The sequence below is a fragment of the Xenorhabdus koppenhoeferi genome (genome assembly GCF_900116635.1).
Lineage (GTDB): Bacteria > Pseudomonadota > Gammaproteobacteria > Enterobacterales > Enterobacteriaceae > Xenorhabdus > Xenorhabdus koppenhoeferi.
In genome coordinates, this window is sequence record NZ_FPBJ01000008.1 from 42931 (window position 1) to 64584 (window position 21654).

Genomic DNA, 21654 nt, shown 5'->3' on the forward strand with positions numbered 1-21654 from the left:
AATGCCACAAGATAACCACTTAGCACTTGTATGCGCACTGAGTAAATGGATAGAAAACCATCTTGGCCGTGTCATTCATCTTGAAGAGCTTGCTGCTTACTCTGGCTATTCCCTTTGGCACATGCAGAAAATATTCAAAGAAGTCACAGGGATATCGCTTGGAAAGTACATAAGGCAACGGCGCTTGGCTGGCGCAGTTTCTCTGCTGAGAAACAGTTCTTTGCCTATTTTTGATATAGCTTTGGATTTCGGCTTCGGATCTCAATCTCATTTCACATATATGTTCCGTAAAGAATATGGCATTACACCTTATGATTTTCGTCAGAGCATAGATATAGAACTTGAAGTGAAGCTCCCATTGCATCTGACCTATGACTGTCAATCATGAGGTAAATATCATCAGCGGCCACTTATCTCGGCCGCCTTACTTACTTTCCATTTTTAATGTCTCTTCTACCCCAACAAATGGTTGCACTCTATATTCATCATCTCTCAAGTTGCAGCTTTGTTGGCTACCCTAACTCACTCCTCCGTTTTTTATAAACATACGGTTAACTATGTTCCTCAGGAGCCTTCTCAAGAGAATAAGTGCTGCATTTTGAAATTCATGTATCTACATTCAAGAGAATTAAGCATAAATTATCCTTGATATTTTTCGACCAAAGCCAAAGCAATCGCTTCAGTTTCAGCATCAGGTGTACCATTAATATCGGATGGACGAAAATGCATCTGAAATGCCTGAATCGTTTTATGCGTTTCATTATCCAGTATCCCTGTTTGAGGAATTTTATAACCATACCGAAACAGTGCCTTCTGTATTGAAATCACTGATGCAGGCATATCAGGACTTCTTCCAGCCAAATATTTATTAACAGTCCCATGATCAGGCCAAGCACCAATCCCTTGCTCATAAAGTAACTGCCATGGGAAAACTGGACCGGGATCTTTTTTTCTAAGTGGAGCTATATCACTGTGACCAACAACATTGACCGCCTTAATTTGATATCGCTGAATAATATCTTTGGCCAATCTAATCACTGCATCGATTTGCGATAGATGATATAAACACCACTCTTTTTTAATAAACTGTTGCTTAAAACCACAATTAACAATTTCAATACCAATAGAGTAATGGTTTAGACCTTGATATCCATTCCATTCACTTTTTCCTGCATGCCATGCTCTTTGCTTTTCTGAGACTAATTGGAAAATAATCGGCTCTTTATTTTCATATTTTGCCTGAGATGGAATGAGGTAATGTGCACTAACATTACCTCCCGTTAATGCCTGCAAAGATCTTCTATCATTTAAAGCAGTATAATGCAAAACAAGGAATTTAATCGAATCAATATCCTGATTGGTCGAATAAGGATAAGAATAATCGACAATATAACCATTTCTCTCTTCTCGCTCAGGAGAATAAGAACAACCAACTAACAGAGTAATAAATGCACATGCCATTAATTTTTTTATCATGTTCGAGTTGCTAATCTTGAAATCCATTGTGTATATATAATAGATGAAACTAAAGAAGATGTGATGTTTTTTAGTTTCAGACAGGATCTAACGTACAAATAAAAGCCGGACATTCAAGGAATAGTCGAATATCCGGCTTTTATGATTATCCTATATGAATAACGTTCTGTTATTCATATTCCAATTGTCTTTCAAATATTGCTTTATTGGTTACGCGATAATCTGAAATCTGTTGGATATAAACCCCTAACTTCCAATATCCAGCAATTACGTCTTCTGATTATTATTCAACATATCATTATCCCAAATACCCTTTTCAACTTGCTGCTGAATTTCTGGATAATCCTTGATATTGAATGTTGGTAACTGCCCCGATTTTCTCTGCTGGTTATAATCTTTGACAAGCTTCATTGCGATACCTGACAACAAGAATATCGCAATCAAGTTAACAGTAGCCATACATGCCATCGATACATTAGCCATATTCCAAACTAAAGGAACATCCGCTAATGTGCCAAACATAACCATTCCCAGTGATGCCAAGCGCAGGATAAATAAGCCCGCAGTGTGGTTACGCTCAAGGAATATCATATTACTTTCAGCATAAGCGTAATTAGCAATGATAGATGTAAAGGCGAAGAAGAAAATAGCAATAGCAATGAATGTCGTTCCCCAATGTCCAACAGCCGATGAGAGTGCCCGCTGAGTCAATTCAATTCCGCTGATAGCAGTAATATTTTCGTTAAGAACACCAGAAGAGAGGATGATGACCGCGGTGGCGCTACAGATAACGATGGTATCCATAAACACCCCTAACATCTGCACATAGCCTTGCGAAACCGGATGCGGTGGGTATGGAGAAGCCGATGCCGCAGCGTTTGGAGCAGAACCCATTCCCGCTTCATTCGAGAACAATCCACGTTGAACACCCTGCAACATTGCCTGAGAAATGCCATAACCTAATGTTCCGGCTATTGCTTCCTGAAGACCAAAAGCACTCTTGATAATTAATGCAAATACTTCTGGAATACGTTCAATATTGTGACCAACAACCCAAAGTGCCAGTATGAAATAGGCAATCGCCATAAACGGTACAACAAATTCCGCGACTTTGGCGATGGAGCGCAACCCGCCGAAAATAATTACACCGCTAGTGATGACTAATACAATACCAACATAAAATGGTTTAATATTAAAAGCAAAAGCAGCCGCTTCCGCAATTGAACTTGCCTGAACAGCATTAAATACAAGACCAAACGCGAGAATAAGAAAGAATGAAAACAGAATCCCCATCCATCGCTTCTTCAACCCTTTTTCCATATAGTAAGCAGGGCCACCGCGATAATTTCCTTGATCGTCTTTCGTCTTGTACAACTGAGCAAGCGTGCTTTCAACAAAGGCAGTCGCCATACCAATAAATGCCACTACCCACATCCAGAAAACAGCCCCTGGCCCACCAGCAGTAATTGCAATAGCGACTCCTGCTAAGTTACCGGTTCCCACACGAGCAGCAAGGCTGGTACATAAAGCCTGAAAAGATGAAATACCAGAGCTATCTGATTTATTACTATTTTTCAGAACTGAAAACATGTGACCAAAATGACGAAGCTGTATAAAACCAGAACGCAATGTGAAGTAAAGGCCAACCCCGAGGAGCAAGTATATTAGTACATAGTCCCAAAGAATATTGTTAATGAAGTTAATCAGATCCGTCAAGATATTTTCCCCTTACTAATTAGCAAACATTATCTGACCATAATGCAGTATCCGCCGAAATTTTATTGTGCTTAATTTCCTTTATAATTAACAAGTAACACAAGGCTGTATACAAGAAACACAGAGATACTAGTCAGTAAAACGGAAAGAATGTAACACAATATCTATTTCAATGGGTAACTTTTAATGAAATTTTTACATTTAGTTTAGCGTTCGTGAACATTTACATTAATACTCATAAATGCATCATTCCCTATTTCAAGCCTATTAATCGTATATTATGAATAATTGGCATGAGCTAACTTCTTTGCTAAATATAAGCAAACAATATGAATCAATTAACAACCAAACTTAAAATGGAAGCAATTTTATAACCAAAATGAAACTAATTTAAAACAACGCCAATATAATAACCATACAAAAAACATGTGTTAATTTAAAGTTATTAGCGCTATGTCATATGCGTACATTAAACAAATTTAGATAGTTACTCTCCGTCATATCACCTAAGTTGTAATAACCTAGTCAATTAAAAACATAAAAATAATTACAAAATTTAATGTTGAACTCTCTAATATTTCTGAAAACATATAGCAATGTTTTTCTCAAAATGAGATTATTAAATTTTAATACTGTGATAGTTGGAAAAAGCCACCATACCGTATTAAAATTTTTGATTGTTATTTTTGCAGCAGGAAACAGCAATAACAAGTTAATGACATGTTAATATTCCACTATCTGGCTATCAGATAATCTGCAAGCGAGGTTATAAGTGATGTTAGAGCGAAAAAGAAAAAATCCCGCAGACAACATACTGCCAAAAAGAGTTTATAGAGGAAAATCAAAGTATGAGTACCATCCTGCCACAGGTGGTTCAATCTCTATCTGTTGTTTAAACTCACCAGTGTCGGTTGTTTGGAAAGAGTACAATAAAATTGTCGAAAAAATAGAAAAAAACAGCACATAGAGCATAATATATGTTGAAGTTAACAAAAGGAGCGGGAGTCACCACTCCCGCTGATTCTAATGATATCTTTTCAATGAAATAAAATTCAATCATCACACCAAAAATCTCCTCCATCACAAAATATTCCTCTATTATTGATCTCGTTATCATCAAGAACGCTATTACAAAGCGCCTATAAATAATAAAATTAATTAATACTTAATTTGTAATTGAACAAAATACCACCTATATCAAATAGATTTTGAGTGACATTTTTCATGAGGAATATAGTTTTCCAAAATTCGTGCTACGATATAAATCTTAGCCCATGAATATGGGCAGACAATGGAGTATTATTTATGCGTATAAGTAACATCATGAAAAATATTGCCGTTTTCTCTCTAATCACCCTATCGTTATCAACACCAGTAATTGCAAAAAATGGGACATTGATTCACTTGCCTGATACACGGTTTGCAGTCCTGTCAGTGGGTGATCTGGAAAATGCCTCAGCTGGTAGCTATTCCATCGCCGTTTTCAGAGATAAAGAACTCATAGATTTTGAAACCGGAGAGATTTTTTCCCGGGATGGTTCAGTGTTCGATGACAACAATAAACCGAGAATTACCTTTGCTGATATTGATGGAGATGGTTCCAAAGAATTGGTTGTATCCAAACTCTCAGCGGGTTCTGGAAATTATCTTGAAGTCGATGCTCTCAAAATTACTGATAAAAATGTCAAACTTCTCGTCCGCATTAACATCAATGGTAAAAATGATCCTATAAAATCACTCCGTGCCCTATGTAAAAGAGACAAATGTGGGGAACAGGAAAACTAATAAACATATTCTCAATAAGTTCGATTTTTCACTGAGATCCAACGCAAACAATTAATAATGTACTATTGTTTATATTATCAACACTATCATGGTCATAGTCGATCAAGAGGAAATTATGAAACGTCTTTTACTGCCACTTTTCCTTATCCCATTTTTCTCTTATGCCGCTCATGCGAATATCAATAAAACAGCAGAAACTTACTGTGATTTATTTGGAAAAGCCTCTGTAGATGCATTCAAAACTAACGATTCACCAGATGTAATAGCTCAGAGAGTTTTCAGTAAGTTGAATTATAAGGGATTTGATCTTAAAGAAATCCATAGCAACAAGGATGAGTTTATTGCTTCTATCAAACAAACTGTCACCGAAGTCAGAAAAAATAAGCGGACATTTCCAAACAACCAGAATTTTGACGAATCACTGGATAAATCCGTCAAAGCATGTAAAGAAAAAACAAGGCATGCTTTATCCCAAAGTATCAAATAAATGCTTATGAGCGACTGACTCACGTCGTCGCTCTATTTTGTTGAGCTATCAGATTTAAATCATCATTAATATAATATTTTTATAAGATATGAAAACAACTAAAGGGCTATTAAATCCCTTTAGTTAAAATAATGAATTCGATTTATTACAGTGCAATTATTCTATTTTAACACCACACGCCTTACCATTTTAGCTGGCTTTACCTTATACCTTGATGACTCAGTAATGATAACTTTTCTTCAACACTCAACCGATCAAATTCAGCGCCTAGTTTGTTCATTTCATTTAAAATACGGGATAAGTTTTCATCATCCAGTGTCAATTGCGCCGCAATAAAAAATAGAATATGTAGGTTAAGATCACGAGGTTTCCCCCCCCCCGTATATTTTCGCCATTGGTTACTATTAGATACCCCAGCTAATTCAGCCATTTGTTGACCAGTAAATTGTAATCTAAATTTCAGATCAGCCAGGTCATTTGTTGAAGGAGGTATGTAATTTTCAATTAAGCGCATACATTTTCCATTTAAAGATGGGGCAAATCGCCCCATACATGAATCAACCCATAAAAATATACTTTATGGCTGCAATAACAACCGCAACCCCAACTGTAACGATCAATTTTTTCAGCCAATCCATATCGTTTTTGATAGACGTAAGATCAGCTTTCAGATTATTTTCAGTCTGCCTTAAATCTTCTTTTGTAGCTACACTTATATTCTGTAAATCCGCAATAATTTCTACAATTTTCTCGGCTTGTACCTCATCCATACCGGATTCTTTCAGAGATTTAATCGCATTATGTATATTCATCGTTATGACTGTCATTTTTCATCCTCATGGGGTTGATAGGCCGCTGACTATCAGCTACCTGTTTATTGACTACAACAATAACACCAAAGGGGCTATTTGGCAAAATTTTTATACAATTTTTAATCTTATACCATAAAGATAATTTGAAAAGAGATCAGCTAAAAAAACGCGCCACCGCCAATCTTGTCAAACGCTAAATCAGGCCTTCTGGTTTTAAGCATCGCCTGGTATCCAGCAGGACAGCGACACTATGTTGGTCTGCAGAGCTTATCGCCCGGCTTTTTGGGCGATAAGCGTAGTCCAGGCGACAACTTTTCCCCTCTTTTAGGAAAAATGCCTTTGGTGCCCAAAAACAAAATCGTTTCTGATGTTATACCGCAGAACACATTACACACTGCTAAAACTCAGCCTGCACACTCGTTATCATTCCTCAAGTTATTCGGTCGCACCATTTCATCCAGCCAGCGCTCAACAGAAGAACGATAACTCAACGTTTCTCTCATCTCTTTCATGACAGCCCACAGAGGCGTTCCCTCGGATAAACAGCGAAAATCAATATTGGTAAAACTCTGGCAAAACAAGATCATCCAAAGCATGAGCCGCAAAGGCTGCTGCTATGATAACTCGCCGATGGAGCAGGTCTTTCGACGTTTGAAAAGTGAATGGAACCCACCAGAAGGTTATCTGGATATCCATGATGCGATAAGGGATATCACGCAATATTTGGGGGCTATTACAACTACGTCCGTCCCCATAGTTTTAATGGAGGCATTTCTCCCGTTGAATATGAAAGGCAGTGGGAAGAGGCTAAAAAAGTGTCAGGAAGTTATTGACCACAACAAATTCGTTCCCGACGAATTTGTCACTCCCTTGCCGCCGCGCTGCATCTTCAAAACCATTGAGTATAGAATTTGAAAATTGAGAATTATTACAAAAATATACTTGCGTTAAATAAACATTAAAAATCTCCCATGAACTTTAAATCCAAATATTTTATTAATATAAAACTTTAAAATCATTTTTATTCATTCCTCACCTGTCGTCTACTTTATATTCTCAGTTACTATTAGTTCTCATTTGCATGCCTGTTTCCTCAAATTACTGTGATTTATTGATATGACATGATAATATTAACATCTGCTATATTCATTCCGCATTCCCAAAAACAGATGGAAATGTGATTCTAATTTCTGTAGTCCACAAATACATAACCTAATTTTTTCTTAAATAAAAGAGAGGGCTATATATGTTTAATTACATGGTTCGTGTTGAAATCTTTGGTGCAACTTTAAAAGAATACAGTTACCTGAATGAATCAATGGGAATAATTGATTTTAGGAACACAATTAGATACAATACCGGAGAATTAATGGCTTTACCTACCGGATCTTACGTTGGAATTTCGTCAAATTCTGCGGCAGAGATCAGGGAAAAAGTTAAAAAGTTAGCAAGCCCATTATCCTCAAAACCTGTTTCTATATTTGTTTGTCGCTATAGTGATTGGGCTGCTTTTCTGTATTCTGCATCTGTATCCTCATTAACTGCCGAATCCGAATCCTAATTTAGTTTCACATTTTTATAAGCTGGATCTCCCATAAAAGATTTGGGAGACCAGCTTTATGGTATTTCTACAATAATATATATTTTAAGAAAAAGTATTTTTATTAAATAAATATTATGCTGATTAGAAAAAAGATTGGATTACTTTAGTGGCGAAGTTGAACTCAAAAATTGATCGGTTTTGCAGAAAGATTTTTTACAACAATAAAATAACGGGAACCATTAAGCTCCCGTTATCTATTCAGTTAAACAATCAATCACATGTGGGAAATGATTTCATCACCGAATTCGCTACATTTCAGCAGCTTAGCTCTATCCATCAGGCGTTCAAAATCATAAGTCACGGTCTTAGCCGCGATTGCACCTTCCATTCCCTTAACGATTAGGTCAGCCGCTTCGAACCATCCCATGTGGCGCAGCATCATTTCTGCGGAAAGGATAACTGAGCCAGGGTTTACTTTATCCTGACCAGCATACTTAGGCGCAGTACCATGTGTTGCTTCGAACAATGCACACTCATCACCAATGTTTGCGCCTGGAGCAATACCGATACCACCAACTTGAGCTGCTAATGCATCAGAAATGTAATCGCCGTTCAGGTTCATACATGCGATAACATCATACTCTGCTGGACGCAGGAGAATTTGCTGCAAGAAAGCATCTGCAATGACATCTTTAATGATAATGTCTTTACCGTTCTTAGGATTCTTGATTTTAACCCATGGGCCACCATCTAGCAGCTCTCCACCAAAATCAGTGCGAGCCAGTTCATAACCCCAGTCTTTAAAGGCACCTTCAGTAAATTTCATGATATTGCCTTTGTGAACCAAAGTCACCGACTCACGATCATTATCAATGGCGTATTCAATCGCTGCACGTACCAAACGCTTAGTGCCTTCTTCTGAACAAGGTTTCACGCCAATACCGCATTGTTGAGGGAAACGAATCTTATTAACACCCATTTCATCCTGTAGGAATTTAATAACTTTATCCGCTTCTGCTGAACCTGCTTTCCACTCAATACCCGCATAAATATCTTCTGCATTTTCGCGGAAAATGACCATATCAGTCAATTCAGGCTGCTTAACAGGACTTGGCGTACCTTGATAGTAACGGACTGGGCGCAGGCAGACATATAGATCCAATTGCTGACGCAGTGCAACGTTCAGTGAGCGGATACCGCCACCAACTGGTGTTGTCAGCGGGCCTTTGATGGCAACGCGGTATTCACGGATCAGATTCAAAGTTTCATCCGGTAACCAGACATCTTTGCCATATACATGGGTGGATTTTTCACCCGTGTAGATTTCCATCCAAGAAATTTTGCGCTCATCGCTATAAGCTTTTTGAACTGCAGCATCAACAACTTTAAGCATGACCGGCGTAACATCAACACCAATGCCATCCCCTTCGATATAAGGGATTACAGGGTTATTCGGAACATTTAATTTACCTTTGGCATCAATAGTAATTTTTTTACCTTCCGTCGGAACAACTACTTTGCTTTCCATTAACCTCTCCTTTCAAATAAGCGCAATGCCTTGTTAAATTTTTGTAAGGGACGTGTCAATACTACTTGAATATTCTGCAAACGCCAATGGCCACAGTTTTAAGGTATAATACGCACCCTAATTTTTCGCGATGGCTTATCATGACAAATATCTCTTTTAAAAAACCACAAATTAACCGATTCAGCCAAAGAAAAAAGGGCAATACTGCAAAAAAATTAATAGCCCCCAGACGGGTGTTAGTATTTAACAAACCTTATGATGTTTTGCCCCAATTCACCGATGAAATGGGAAGAACAACATTAAAAGATTTTATTCCGTTTACTGATGTTTATGCCGCAGGTCGTCTGGATCGTGATAGTGAAGGGCTGCTAGTATTGACCAATGATGGCAAATTACAGGCTAAATTGGCGCAACCACATAAAAAAACAGCTAAAATTTATTATGTTCAGGTTGAAGGTATTCCTGATGAATCTGCCCTGAATAAATTACGCTGTGGCATCACGTTAAAAGATGGCCCGACTCTGCCTGCCGGTGCTGAGTTGGTAGAAGAACCAGAATGGCTCTGGGAGCGAACACCTCCCATCAGGGAACGGAAAAGCATCCCTGTAAGCTGGCTCAAAATTACCCTGCATGAAGGCCGTAACCGTCAAGTGCGCAGAATGACAGCCCATGTCGGCTTTCCTACATTGCGCTTAATCCGTTTCAGTATGGGTTCAATACAATTGGGAACATTATCCCCAGGGGAATGGAGAGAAATTAATTTTGTTTAGTCCACACGTTACCGTTGCTTGTATTGTATATGCAGAAAACAAGTTCTTGATTGAAAGAGCATGAAGACGTTTGATGCACCTAAACTGCCAACGTGTTAGAGTATTGCGTTTGTTTTTTCCGCAGTGAGATTATCCATGTCAGATAACAGCCAGAAAAAAGTCATTGTCGGAATGTCCGGCGGTGTTGATTCATCAGTTTCCGCCTACCTTCTGCAACAGCAGGGCTATCAGGTAGCTGGGCTGTTCATGAAAAACTGGGAAGAAGACGATGGTGAAGAGTATTGCTCGGCTGCTGTTGATCTTGCTGATGCCCAAGCAGTTTGTGACAAATTGGGCCTTGAACTGCATACCATCAATTTTGCAGCCGAATATTGGGACAATGTATTCGAACATTTTCTTGCTGAATATAAAGCAGGCAGAACACCCAACCCAGACATTCTTTGCAATAAAGAAATTAAATTCAAAGCATTTCTAGAATTCGCGGCTGAAGATTTAGGGGCTGACTACATCGCAACAGGTCATTATGTCCGCCGTCAGGATGTAAAGGGCATCAGTCAATTGCTCCGTGGCCTGGATGGCAATAAAGATCAAAGTTATTTTCTATATACTTTAAGCCATCAGCAAGTTGCCAAGAGTCTATTTCCAATTGGAGAATTGGAAAAACCCGAAGTACGCCGCATTGCCAAAGAAATCGGTCTGATCACAGCAAAGAAAAAAGATTCAACCGGTATCTGCTTTATCGGTGAGCGTAAATTCCGTGATTTTCTTGGGCGCTATCTCCCTGCCCAGCCGGGTTCAATTGTTACAGTGGATGGAGAGACTATCGGTCAGCATTCTGGCTTAATGTATCATACACTTGGTCAACGTAAAGGGCTGGGGATCGGCGGAACCAAAGATGGTGGTGAAGAACCATGGTATGTTGTTGATAAGAATGTCGAAAATAATATGCTAATTGTCGCCCAAGGTCATGAACATCCTCGCCTGATGTCTATCGGTCTGATTGCTCAGCAACTTCATTGGATTGATCGCCAACCACTAAAAACAGAGATTCGTTGTGAAGTGAAAACACGTTATCGTCAGCATGATATTCCTTGTACTGTCGTTCCCCTGAGCGAAGATAAAATTGAAGTTCGTTTTGATAGCCCTGTTGCCGCTGTCACCCCCGGTCAATCAGCCGTATTTTATCAAGGTGAAATCTGTCTTGGCGGTGGTGTGATCGAACAACGTATACAGGAGTAATTGTGGCTAAAAATTATTATGATATTACACTGGCATTGGCAGGTATCTGCCAGTCAGGCCGTCTGGTACAAACACTTGCCCATGAAGGCCAGTGTGATACTGATTCTTTTGAAATAATGGTCAACAGTATCTTGAATATGAACCCTACATCTACTCAGGATGTTTTTGGCAACAATGCCTGTAACCTGCGCATTGGTCTTGATGCCATGCTGGGCATGTTCAACACATCGCACAGGGGTGTTTCAGCTGATCTGACTCGCTATGTACTGAGCTTGATGGCGCTGGAGCGCTATCTAAGCAAAAATCAGTCTGCAGCCAATGAACTGGCAAATCGCATCAGCCAGTTAGAACGTCAGCAAACCTACTTCGAACCTATGTCAGAGGGAATATTCAATGCCCTTGCTGGAATTTATGTTGATGTTATCAGTCCATTAGGGCCTCGCATCCAGGTTACAGGCTCACCTGACGTATTGCGTAATCCATTAATTCAGGCAAAAATCAGAACCGCTTTATTGGCGGGTATTCGCTGTGTTGTTTTATGGAAACAAGTCGGCGGCAACCGCTTACAAATTATGTTTTCTCGTCAAAGCCTGAGCCGACAAGCAAAAGATATTCTTGCTCATTGCTAAGTAAAAATTGTTAAACAAAAACTGTTAATTAAAATCCGGGAGTTGCTACCAATGGAATTATCCTCACTGACCGCTGTTTCTCCGATTGATGGCCGTTACGGCGATAAAGTCAGCGCACTACGCGCTATTTTTAGTGAGTTTGGCTTACTGAAATTTCGTGTGCAGGTTGAAGTACGTTGGCTGCAAAAACTGGCCGCTACAGCAGAGATCAAAGAAATTCCTGCTTTTGGTGCAGACGCAAACGCTTACCTTAATGAAATTATTACAAATTTCAATGAACAGGACGCATTGCGTATCAAAGAAATTGAGCGTACAACTAATCATGATGTTAAGGCAGTTGAATATTTTCTGAAAGAAAAAGTCGAACATGTTCCTGCTCTGCATCAAGTTGCTGAATTTATTCACTTCGCCTGTACATCAGAAGATATCAATAATCTGTCATATGCTCTGATGCTCAAAACTGCCCGTGAAGAAATTTTGCTGCCTCAATGGCGACAAATAATCGATACTATCACACGTATGGCGCATAACTACCGTGATCTGCCTCTGTTGTCACGTACACACGGGCAACCCGCCACACCTTCCACCGTTGGGAAGGAGCTGGCTAATGTAGTTTATCGTATGGAGCGCCAATTCCACCAGCTTGGGCAGGTAGAAATTCTGGGTAAAATCAACGGCGCAGTCGGTAACTACAATGCTCATCTTGCTGCCTACCCACAGATTGACTGGCATCAGTTCAGCGAGTCATTTGTAACATCTCTGGGCATGCAATGGAACCCATATACTACTCAGATTGAACCCCACGATTATATCGCAGAGCTGTTTGATTGCTTAGCTCGTTTCAATACCATTCTGCTCGATTTTGATCGCGATATATGGGGTTATATTGCACTGAATCACTTCAAACAGAAAACCGTTGCGGGTGAAATTGGTTCTTCCACCATGCCACATAAAGTTAATCCAATCGATTTCGAAAACTCTGAAGGAAATCTAGGGTTAGCAAACGCAGTTCTGGGGCATCTTGCCAGCAAACTCCCTGTTTCACGTTGGCAGCGTGACCTTACAGATTCAACTGTACTGCGTAATCTGGGTGTAGGTCTGGGCTATGCGTTGATTGCTTATCAATCCACCATGAAGGGATTGAATAAATTAGAAGTGAATAAACAGCGTTTGCTAGACGAACTCGATAACAACTGGGAAGTATTGGCAGAACCCATTCAAACCGTCATGCGTCGTTATGGTATTGAAAAACCATATGAAAAATTGAAAGAACTGACTCGTGGTAAGCGTGTTGATTCAGAAGGCATGAAAACCTTCATTGAAGGTCTTGAACTTCCTGAAGAGGAAAGAGAACGCCTTAAAGCTATGACGCCTGCAAACTACATTGGTTATGCGGCCTTATTGGTCGACAAATTAAAATAATGTTGCTATTCAATAGATTTTAAGTTGCAATCAAGCTGTAACCAAGCTGTAACTTAAAGCTAAAAAATTATCCCCTTGGGTATGGGTGAAATCTGTTTCGTTCATACCCAACACGAGAATTTCCATTTAAAGGTGCACTTCAATTTACCGTTCAACGGTAAGTCAATAACCTCTTCAGCTTACTGTTTTTAATATTACTCAATCAATTATTCAAACACATAACTCGCAATGTTAGTTAGGACATTGATAACGATATCCGTCGTTTTTCAAGTTTTAACTGTGTTGTACTCACTCCTTTATCGTCGTACTACAATTCGAAATTCTATTGGATATATATAGTGAAAACTTGCCTACAAAGCCAATAAAACTGAGGGCTGAAAGATAGTGAAGTTCTAACCTGGCAAGAATGCAATTCTATATAAAATATAAATAAATTGTAAATGCATTGGTTATTTTAATCTAAATGTTTGTTTTTAAATGCTCCGTTCATTAACATACCAATAAAGGATAAATTGTGACTATACTTAGTCTAGCCAATAATATATTTATGATCTCATTTAATCTTTATTGACGAAACTGACTAATTAGCTATTTTAAATTTATTTAGTAAACATTATTGATTAGCATAAGGAATCACTATGCGGATATTGATCGTTGAAGATAACGCATTACTTCGCCATCACTTAACCGTACAATTGCGGGATATAGGGCATCAAGTCGATGCTGCGGAGAATGCCAAAGAGGCTGATTATTATCTTAAAGAAAGTCATCCTGACATTGCTATCGTCGATTTAGGGTTGCCGGGAGAAGATGGCCTTAGTATGTTACGTCGCTGGCGTAATGAACAGATTAATTTACCTATCCTTGTACTTACTGCACGTGAAAGCTGGCAAGAGAAAGTCACTGTGCTAAATGCAGGAGCAGATGACTATGTAACCAAGCCTTTCCATTTAGAAGAGATTAACGCTCGTATACAAGCATTAATGCGGCGTAATAGTGGATTGGCTTCACAAGTTGTTGCCCTTTCTCCTTTTCTTATTGATCTTTCTCGGAAAGAGTTTTCAATCAATAACACCAATATCAAATTGACTGCTTTTGAATATACCATTATCGAAACCTTGATGCGCAATAACGGTAAAGTTGTCAGTAAAGAATCACTAATGCGCCAGTTATACCCAGATGCTGAATTACGCGAAAGTCATACAATTGATGTGTTGATGGGGCGATTGAGGAAAAAAATATTAAATGAATGGCCTGAAGAGGTCATTGTTACTGTCCGTGGTCAAGGGTATCGCTTTGATGTAAAAGAGCATAATGTTTAAATTTTTAAAAAATCATTTTTCTCTGAGAACGCGGTTCCTGATGGCAACGGCGGCTATTATCCTTGCCTTGACCCTATCATATGGAATTGTCGCGATTGCTGGGTATTTAGTCAGTTTTGATAAAACTAACTATTCTATACTCCGTAGCCAAAGTGATTTATTTTTTATGCTTTCTAAGTGGGATAATAATAAACTGGAAGTTATTATTCCAAAAAAAATTCTCATGAAGTCCCGCTCCTTAGTACTAATTTATGATAATCAAGGAAATATTCTTTGGCGCCAAAATAATATTCCTGAATTGGAAAAAAAACTTAATCCTAACTGGCTGAAAAGAAATGGTTTATATGAATTAGAAACCTACATCACAGAGAGAGAGGGGATTATTTATAATCAAACATCAAATCAAAATGATACGAAAAAAATAGGCGATGATGATATGTTATTAACATATTCTGTCGCCGTAAATATTTATTCTGCAACTGAAACTCTTCCTGCAATGACTATCGTTATTATTGATATTATTCCACAGGACGTGCAGGAGTCAGCAAAGGTTTGGAAGTGGTTTGGATATTTATTGATAGCCAATTTACTTCTGGTTATCCCATTAATTTGGCTGGCTGCTGATTGGAGCCTCAGGCCGATTAAATCGTTAATTACCCAAATAAGTTCTTTAGAAAAAGGAGAGAGGAAAAAACTTGATGAAAATCCTCCTTCAGAATTAAAAGCGCTGGTCAGAAACTTAAATGCATTATTAAACAATGAGCGCGAACGTTATGCAAAATATCATACGACACTTTCTGATTTAACACATAGCCTAAAAACACCTTTAGCCGTGTTACAATCAACCCTGCGATCATTGCGGCCTCCTCAAAAAACAACCATTGAACAAGCTGAACCTATCATGCTTGAGCAAATTGATCGAATTTCCCAGCAAATTGGCTACTACCTGCATCGGGCCAATATGCGCAGCGATCATAATCTGCTGTTAAGGCAAATTTCTTCCGTTCCAACCTTACTCGATAGCCTAATCAGTGCCCTGATAAAGGTATATCAACATAAGGGTATTAATGTGATGTTGGATGTATCTCCCGAAGTTACGTGGTTGGGTGAAAAAAATGATTTCTTGGAAGTCATGGGAAACGTTCTGGATAACGCTTGTAAATATTGTCTGGAGTTTGTTGAAGTCACCGCCACAATGGGAGAAAATTCTGTCACTATCATTGTCGATGATGATGGGCCGAGCGTGCCTCCAGATAAGCGCGAAATAATTTTTCAACGCGGTTTACGGGCTGATACATTGCGGTCAGGACAAGGGCTGGGTCTGTCGATAGCGGCTGAAATTGTCGAGCAATATAATGGCAATATCAGTATTGGGGATAGCCCGTTGGGAGGCGCGCAAGTGAAAGTGGTATTTCGAGAACAATAATTCAACAACATGATAATTAGATGATTGCCAGCTCAATCGCGAAATATTTTAACCAAATCTGATATCGTCATTGACTATTCGTTATAATAGCGCGAAATTCACTTCTCACTTCAGGATGTCACCATGGATTATCAGCTAAATCTGGACTGGCAGGCGTTTTTGCAAAACCACTGGCAAAAACGACCATTGCTGATTAAACAAGGTTTTCGTCAGTTTATTGACCCCCTATCTCCTGATGAGCTGGCGGGACTGGCAATGGAAAATGAAATTGATAGTCGTTTGGTCAGCCAGAAAAATGGGCGCTGGGAAGTTTCTCATGGGCCATTTGAAACCTACGACCATTTAGGTGCGAAAGATTGGTCATTACTCGTACAGGCCGTTGACCATTGGCACCTTCCCTCCTCCGCACTAATGAAACCATTTCGTGTGCTGTCTGATTGGCGCATGGATGACTTGATGATCTCGTTTTCTGTACCCGGCGGTGGTGTCGGCCCTCATCTTGATCAATACGATGTCTTTATCATTCAAGGGAAAGGTCGTCGGCACTGGCGTGTAGGCGAAAAAATGCCGATGAAACAACATTGCCCACATCCTGACCTATTACAGGTTGATCCTTTCGAGGCAATCATTGATGAGGAAATGATGCCGGGCGATATCCTTTATATTCCACCGGGTTTTCCACATGAAGGCTACGCTCTTGAAGATTCACTGAACTACTCTGTCGGATTTCGGGCCCCCAATGCCCGTGAATTATTCAGCGGGTTTGCTGATTACATTCTGGCAAATGAGTTAGGAAGTTATCGCTACAGCGATCCCGAACTGACTTTTCGTGATAACCCGGCGTTGATTCAGGCAAATGAATTAACCACATTGCGTTCAATGATGCGTGAATTACTGGAGCAACCAGAAACTTTACAGGATTGGTTTGGTGAATTCATTTCTCAATCTCGCCATGAGCTGGATCTTGCTCCACCTGAGCCACCTTATGAAAACGACGAAATTTATGAGTTGCTGAAACAAGGTGAAGAACTCAATCGCTTAAATGGATTGCGCGTCCTGCGCATCGGTGACCAATGTTTCGTCAACGGAGAGTTAATGGATACTTCTCATATCCACGCTACTGATGCACTTTGTAAGCACAATAAGGTCGATGCCCAACTTCTGGGTGATGCCATCGACGATGTTCGTTTTATCAGTCTGCTTACGGCCTTAGTCAATAGCGGCTACTGGTATTTTAATGATTGATTCGTGAGGATTCACGCGTAAAAGGCAAGGGGCAACACTGATCTGCACCCCAAAAGTTGGACGCTATATTTCAACTTAAGGGGTGCTTTTTATGGAGAAGATAAATAGAATAAATATTGCGTCAAATCAGCTTTTATCTGCCTTGAATTGATGAATTAAGGACCGAACATATTCAGTCACAATTTTACTGGCGTGACCATAGTGTTTCTCATCAAATAAGCTTTCAACTTGGCTAGGTTCTAAATTCAGTTCAACCGTATGCGCTCCTGATAATTTGGCTTCATGCACGAAACCAGCTGCGGGATACACATGACCAGAAGTTCCGATAGCAATAAATATATCAGCCTCACTCAAAGCAGAATAAATCTGCTCCATACCCAATGGCATCTCCCCAAACCATACGACATGAGGGCGTAATTGGGACGGAAACTGGCAACAATGGCAACGATCTTCCGTTGTTAATTCTATTCCCCATTCAATCACTTGATCAGACTGGCAACAACGAACTTTCAACAGCTCACCGTGCATATGCAAAATACGTTGACTTCCCGCTCGTTCATGCAAATTATCAATATTCTGTGTCACTAACAGAAAATTGTCGCCAAGTATCTGTTCGAGTTCTGCCAAAGCATAATGCGCGGCATTAGGTTTGATTTCTGGTTGCTGGAGCTGTTTTCGACGCGCATTGTAAAATGCCTGAACCATATCAGGATCACGCTGGAAACCTTCCGGTGTAGCAACATCTTCGACTCGATGTTCTTCCCACAGACCATCGGCAGAGCGGAATGTTCGAATACCTGACTCAGCAGAGATCCCCGCACCTGTCACCACCACCACATGGGGTTTTTCTATTTTATTTGCCAATCGAATATCCCTGTAAAAATTCAGTCTATGTAATCGTTGACGCCGTAGCCGTTTAATCCGGCAGAATTTGATGTGCCGATAACGAACCCGCATATGGTTGTTTCCTTAAGAGACGTTGATATTCTGGCATACTATTGACCACTCAAAATACGTGCTGGATCAAGTTTACTGGCCCGATGAGCAGGATACCAACTGGCTAACAAACTTAATATCAATGCTGTTAGTAGAACATAAAAAACATCCATAGCATGTAATTCTGATGGCAGGAAATCAATAAAATAGATATCCCCAGAGAGAAATTTATGCCCGATCAACCTTTCCACTCCTTTAATGATAGTTGTCAAATTTAATGATATGAAAATTCCGACAACAACACCAATGATGCTACCAGTCATCCCTGTCAAAGATCCATACCATAAAAAAATCGCTCTGATATGGCCATCTTTGGCACCTAAAGTACGTAAGATAGCAATATCACTGCTTTTATCTTTCACCGCCATAATCAACGTTGAAACAATATTAAAACAGGCAACACCAATCACCAGAATCATAGCCAAGTACATAATACTGCGCACCATTTGAATATCATTGTACATATAGCCGTAATCTTTTATCCATGTACTAATGTACACATATTTCCCTGTGGCATTACCTGCATCCCATACACGCTGTTCTGCTGCAAAAACATCATCCGTTTTGATGGCAATACCGGTAATGGCATGACCATAGTCCAGATATTTTTGAGCATCAACGAGGGGGACCAAGGCTAAACTGTGATCCAACATACCACTCAACTGAAAAATACCGGCTACTTGTAAACGAAGGCGCTTAGGTTGTAACAGTTTGAGGCTCGGATCACTATTCGGGATCATGACAGTCAGCCAATCACCTTGTTTTACATGCAGCGAGTGAGCCACGCCCTGCCCTAAAATTACCTCATTTTTTCCTGCACTGAATCTTTTCCATGCCCCGTCACGCACAAACTGAGGCAGAGCACTGACAGTGGATTCTGAGTTGAGATCCACACCACGCACCTGTACAGCATGAAGTTTCTCTCCCCGTTCCATCAAGCCAGTAAACTCAATATAAGGAGAGGCCCCCACAATACCCGGAGTCTTCCTTACCCGTTCAATTGCTGGTTCCCAATCCTGAAAAGGCTGATTCACTGCATAAATTTGTCCATGTGGCACGACAGAAAGTATCCGGTTATTCAGTTCCCGTTCAAACCCGTTCATGGCACTCAGACCGATAATCAATACCGCAACACCCAGCATAATTCCCAGTGTTGAAATAACAGAAATCAAAGAGACCATGCCAGAACGGCGACGACCTCTGTTGAATCGCAATGCAGTAAATAATGCAAGAGGCAGATTCGCCATCACCTCTCCCCCGTCAGGGCTAATTCTTCCTGTAGGTACCCATCCCACATTTCTACCTGACGAGCCAGTCGGCTGGCTAATTTTAAATCATGTGTCACAACCAGAAATGCCGTGCCATGCTGTTGATTCAATTCTTGCAAAAGCAGAAACACACTGTCTGCATTATGCTGGTCAAGATTACCTGTCGGTTCATCCGCCAATACCAATGAAGGTTCATTTACCAGTGCCCGGGCAATTGCAACACGTTGACGCTCTCCTCCTGACAGCTCAGAGGGCCTATGTTGTGCCCGCTGTTCCAAGCCAACGGCGGCCAGCATCTGCCATGCCTTTTCCTGAGCCTGTTGACGCTTTTTACCTCCAATCAGTAACGGCATAGCAACATTTTCCAAAGCATTAAAATCAGGCAATAGATGGTGAAACTGATAAATAAAACCAATTTCATTATTACGTAATTTTGCCCGGGCAGAAGAAGACATCTGATTCAGGGATTGTCCTTTAAAAATTACTTCGCCCACACTGGGTGAATCCAAACCACCAAGCAAGTGCAAAAGCGTACTTTTACCCGACCCTGAACTGCCGACTATCGCCATCATTTCTTTTTGCTGCATGGAAAAAGTGACGTTTTTCAACACTTCTGTAGAAATCTTTCCCTCCTGATATTTTTTACACAAGTGATGGCACAACAATAAGGGTTGATTACTCATAACGTAAAGCCTCAGCAGGTTGGGTGGCAGCCGCGCGCCAAGAAGGATATAAAGTCGATAACAGGGAAATCAGCATAGTGCTGATGGCAATCACTACCACTTGCGGAGTATCAATCGCAACAGGTAATTGGATACCCTCAGTCAGCAAACCGATCAATGGCATTAAACTATTTAATTGGCTGGAAAGGAGCAGACCTAACCCCGTTCCCAATAACGCACCAATGATGCCCGCTCCTGCACCTTGGATCATGAAAATTGCCAGTATTTGGCGACGAGTTAGCCCCTGCGTTTGCAAAATGGCAATTTCACCCTGTTTTTCCATGACCAACAAAGAAAGAGAGGTAATCATGTTAAAGGCCGCTACAGCGATAATCAGGCTAAGCAACAATCCCATCATATTTTTCTCCATGCGAACCGCCTGAAAAAATTCCCCCTTGCGCTCGCGCCAGTCTTTCCAAACCAGCCCTTCCGGTAATTTTTGCTGACTCAGTACATCAACCGACAGTGGTTTATTGAGATACAAGCGCCATCCCGTAATGTTACCGAGGGGATAACGTAACAATCGTGCTGCATCCTGCTGATTAACCAACATTTCTGTGTCATCAACTTCACTATTGGCGAAAAATGTGCCCGCTACGGTGAATAATCGCTGGCTGGGAATTCTCCCCATCGGTGTCAATTGGCTCGCACTCGGCACGATAACGCGAATTTGATCACCACGTTTAACACCCAATTTTGCCGCCAGTTTTTCGCCCAGGATGACAAAATAACGTCCGGGTTGTAGTTGGCTGCGATCAACATCGACAATATATTCCGCCAGTGGCGCATATTCATTAGCCGTAATACCCAACATGACACCAACACCAACATTGCTGGGACTCTGTAACACCACATCTCCCTGCACAAGCGGAGTTATGTGGTTAACGCCTTTCAATCCCGAGAGTTGCTCGCTCGGGTGTTCCACCGGATTAATGGAACCTTTTTCCGATGTAATGATAGCCTGTGGCATAAAACCTAAAATGCTACCTTCCAGTGTTCGTTCAAAGCCATTCATCACTGACAATACAGTAATCAATGCCGCCACGCCCAGCGTGATACCAATAGCCGACAGCCATGAAACAAAACGGCCAAATTTATCGACCGCCCGCCCGCGCATATAGCGCAATCCTATAAATAATGAGACAGATTGGAACATGAAATCTGTTACGCCCCTGTTGCCAAAGCAAAGTGTTCGAGGATAATAAAGGGTAGCAATATTTTATGGAACCACCCGAATCCCGGTTCTGCGGTTTTTTTTACTTTCTCTC

At 40.4% G+C, this 21654-nt stretch carries 22 protein-coding genes; 12 read left to right on the plus strand and 10 right to left on the minus strand.

The genetic code is table 11. The annotated features are described in order from the left end of the window. Position 1: 1 nt before the first annotated feature. Entirely contained in the window at positions 2 to 388 is a 387-nt protein-coding gene (locus BM329_RS04210) for a helix-turn-helix domain-containing protein (protein WP_092549524.1), read from the plus strand. A gap of 251 nt (positions 389 to 639) precedes the next feature. Here the strand turns inward: BM329_RS04210 and BM329_RS04215 are convergent, their stop codons facing one another. After that, on the minus strand, positions 640 to 1473 hold the full coding sequence (locus BM329_RS04215; RefSeq protein WP_177216182.1) for an N-acetylmuramoyl-L-alanine amidase: 834 nt from the start codon (positions 1471 to 1473) through the stop codon (positions 640 to 642). A 270-nt stretch (positions 1474 to 1743) separates the two neighbouring features. Next, positions 1744 to 3192, minus strand: coding sequence for an alanine/glycine:cation symporter family protein (locus tag BM329_RS04220; RefSeq protein WP_092549382.1), 1449 nt, complete (start codon positions 3190 to 3192; stop codon positions 1744 to 1746). A gap of 1323 nt (positions 3193 to 4515) precedes the next feature. On the opposite strand from BM329_RS04220, the gene BM329_RS04230 reads away from it, so the two are divergent. Together BM329_RS04230 and BM329_RS04235 are read left to right on the plus strand one after the other, a co-directional pair. After that, positions 4516 to 4977, plus strand: a complete 462-nt coding sequence (locus BM329_RS04230; protein WP_245759006.1) for a PliI family lysozyme inhibitor of I-type lysozyme — start codon at positions 4516 to 4518, stop codon at positions 4975 to 4977. 115 nt (positions 4978 to 5092) lie between these two features. After that, positions 5093 to 5464: a hypothetical protein gene (locus BM329_RS04235; RefSeq protein WP_092549388.1), complete on the plus strand. Its 372-nt coding sequence runs from the start codon at positions 5093 to 5095 to the stop codon at positions 5462 to 5464. A 199-nt stretch (positions 5465 to 5663) separates the two neighbouring features. On the opposite strand, the gene BM329_RS04240 is transcribed toward BM329_RS04235, so the two are convergent. The 3 genes from BM329_RS04240 to BM329_RS14355 form a co-directional block, all read right to left on the minus strand. Then, a complete protein-coding gene (locus BM329_RS04240; RefSeq protein WP_092549391.1) occupies positions 5664 to 5978 on the minus strand; it encodes a transcriptional regulator in 315 nt (104 codons plus the stop codon). 43 nt (positions 5979 to 6021) lie between these two features. After that, positions 6022 to 6291 carry a CCDC90 family protein gene (locus BM329_RS04245; protein ID WP_092549394.1) on the minus strand — a complete coding sequence of 90 codons (270 nt, stop codon included), beginning with the start codon at positions 6289 to 6291 and terminating at the stop codon, positions 6022 to 6024. A gap of 389 nt (positions 6292 to 6680) precedes the next feature. Continuing rightward, the gene (locus tag BM329_RS14355; protein ID WP_143101208.1) at positions 6681 to 6872 is read right to left on the minus strand and encodes a hypothetical protein; all 192 of its coding nucleotides are present in this window, start codon (positions 6870 to 6872) and stop codon (positions 6681 to 6683) included. Here BM329_RS14355 and BM329_RS04250 point away from each other — a divergent pair. After that, positions 6871 to 7191: a hypothetical protein gene (locus BM329_RS04250; RefSeq protein WP_143101209.1), complete on the plus strand. Its 321-nt coding sequence runs from the start codon at positions 6871 to 6873 to the stop codon at positions 7189 to 7191. The genes BM329_RS14355 and BM329_RS04250 overlap by 2 nt on opposite strands. Positions 7192 to 7522: 331 nt before the next feature. Continuing rightward, a complete protein-coding gene (gene ghoS / locus BM329_RS04255) occupies positions 7523 to 7837 on the plus strand; it encodes a type V toxin-antitoxin system endoribonuclease antitoxin GhoS (RefSeq protein ID WP_092549399.1) in 315 nt (104 codons plus the stop codon). 256 nt (positions 7838 to 8093) lie between these two features. On the opposite strand, the gene icd is transcribed toward ghoS, so the two are convergent. Further along, positions 8094 to 9347 (minus strand): NADP-dependent isocitrate dehydrogenase, encoded by a 1254-nt coding sequence (icd, locus tag BM329_RS04260; RefSeq protein WP_092549402.1) that lies wholly within the window; start codon positions 9345 to 9347, stop codon positions 8094 to 8096. A gap of 140 nt (positions 9348 to 9487) precedes the next feature. On the opposite strand from icd, the gene rluE reads away from it, so the two are divergent. The 7 genes from rluE to BM329_RS04295 all read left to right on the plus strand — a co-directional run bounded on the left by rluE (position 9488) and on the right by BM329_RS04295 (position 17400). Next, complete coding sequence (rluE, locus tag BM329_RS04265) at positions 9488 to 10117, plus strand: 23S rRNA pseudouridine(2457) synthase RluE (RefSeq protein WP_092549405.1); 630 nt, start codon at positions 9488 to 9490, stop codon at positions 10115 to 10117. Between the two features lie 135 nt (positions 10118 to 10252). After that, positions 10253 to 11356, plus strand: a complete 1104-nt coding sequence (gene mnmA, locus BM329_RS04270; RefSeq protein WP_092549408.1) for a tRNA 2-thiouridine(34) synthase MnmA — start codon at positions 10253 to 10255, stop codon at positions 11354 to 11356. A gap of 2 nt (positions 11357 to 11358) precedes the next feature. After that, a complete protein-coding gene (hflD, locus tag BM329_RS04275; protein ID WP_092549411.1) occupies positions 11359 to 11985 on the plus strand; it encodes a high frequency lysogenization protein HflD in 627 nt (208 codons plus the stop codon). A gap of 51 nt (positions 11986 to 12036) precedes the next feature. Continuing rightward, positions 12037 to 13407 carry an adenylosuccinate lyase gene (gene purB, locus BM329_RS04280; protein ID WP_092549414.1) on the plus strand — a complete coding sequence of 457 codons (1371 nt, stop codon included), beginning with the start codon at positions 12037 to 12039 and terminating at the stop codon, positions 13405 to 13407. Between the two features lie 638 nt (positions 13408 to 14045). Then, positions 14046 to 14729 (plus strand): two-component system response regulator PhoP, encoded by a 684-nt coding sequence (gene phoP / locus BM329_RS04285; protein WP_092549417.1) that lies wholly within the window; start codon positions 14046 to 14048, stop codon positions 14727 to 14729. Then, positions 14722 to 16155, plus strand: a complete 1434-nt coding sequence (gene phoQ / locus BM329_RS04290; RefSeq protein WP_092549420.1) for a two-component system sensor histidine kinase PhoQ — start codon at positions 14722 to 14724, stop codon at positions 16153 to 16155. Before phoP ends, phoQ begins: the two co-directional genes overlap by 8 nt. 123 nt (positions 16156 to 16278) lie before the next feature. Continuing rightward, positions 16279 to 17400 carry a ribosomal protein uL16 3-hydroxylase gene (locus BM329_RS04295; RefSeq protein ID WP_092549423.1) on the plus strand — a complete coding sequence of 374 codons (1122 nt, stop codon included), beginning with the start codon at positions 16279 to 16281 and terminating at the stop codon, positions 17398 to 17400. Positions 17401 to 17526: 126 nt separating this feature from the next. On the opposite strand, the gene cobB is transcribed toward BM329_RS04295, so the two are convergent. The 4 genes from cobB to lolC are packed head-to-tail and all read right to left on the minus strand — an operon-like array spanning position 17527 to position 21542. Beyond that, complete coding sequence (cobB, locus tag BM329_RS04300) at positions 17527 to 18357, minus strand: Sir2 family NAD+-dependent deacetylase (protein ID WP_092549426.1); 831 nt, start codon at positions 18355 to 18357, stop codon at positions 17527 to 17529. A gap of 38 nt (positions 18358 to 18395) precedes the next feature. Continuing rightward, the gene (gene lolE, locus BM329_RS04305) at positions 18396 to 19643 is read right to left on the minus strand and encodes a lipoprotein-releasing ABC transporter permease subunit LolE (RefSeq protein ID WP_092549429.1); all 1248 of its coding nucleotides are present in this window, start codon (positions 19641 to 19643) and stop codon (positions 18396 to 18398) included. Then, positions 19643 to 20347 (minus strand): lipoprotein-releasing ABC transporter ATP-binding protein LolD, encoded by a 705-nt coding sequence (gene lolD / locus BM329_RS04310; RefSeq protein ID WP_092549432.1) that lies wholly within the window; start codon positions 20345 to 20347, stop codon positions 19643 to 19645. Before lolD ends, lolE begins: the two co-directional genes overlap by 1 nt. After that, positions 20340 to 21542, minus strand: a complete 1203-nt coding sequence (gene lolC / locus BM329_RS04315; protein ID WP_092549435.1) for a lipoprotein-releasing ABC transporter permease subunit LolC — start codon at positions 21540 to 21542, stop codon at positions 20340 to 20342. Before lolC ends, lolD begins: the two co-directional genes overlap by 8 nt. Positions 21543 to 21654 lie beyond the last annotated feature (112 nt).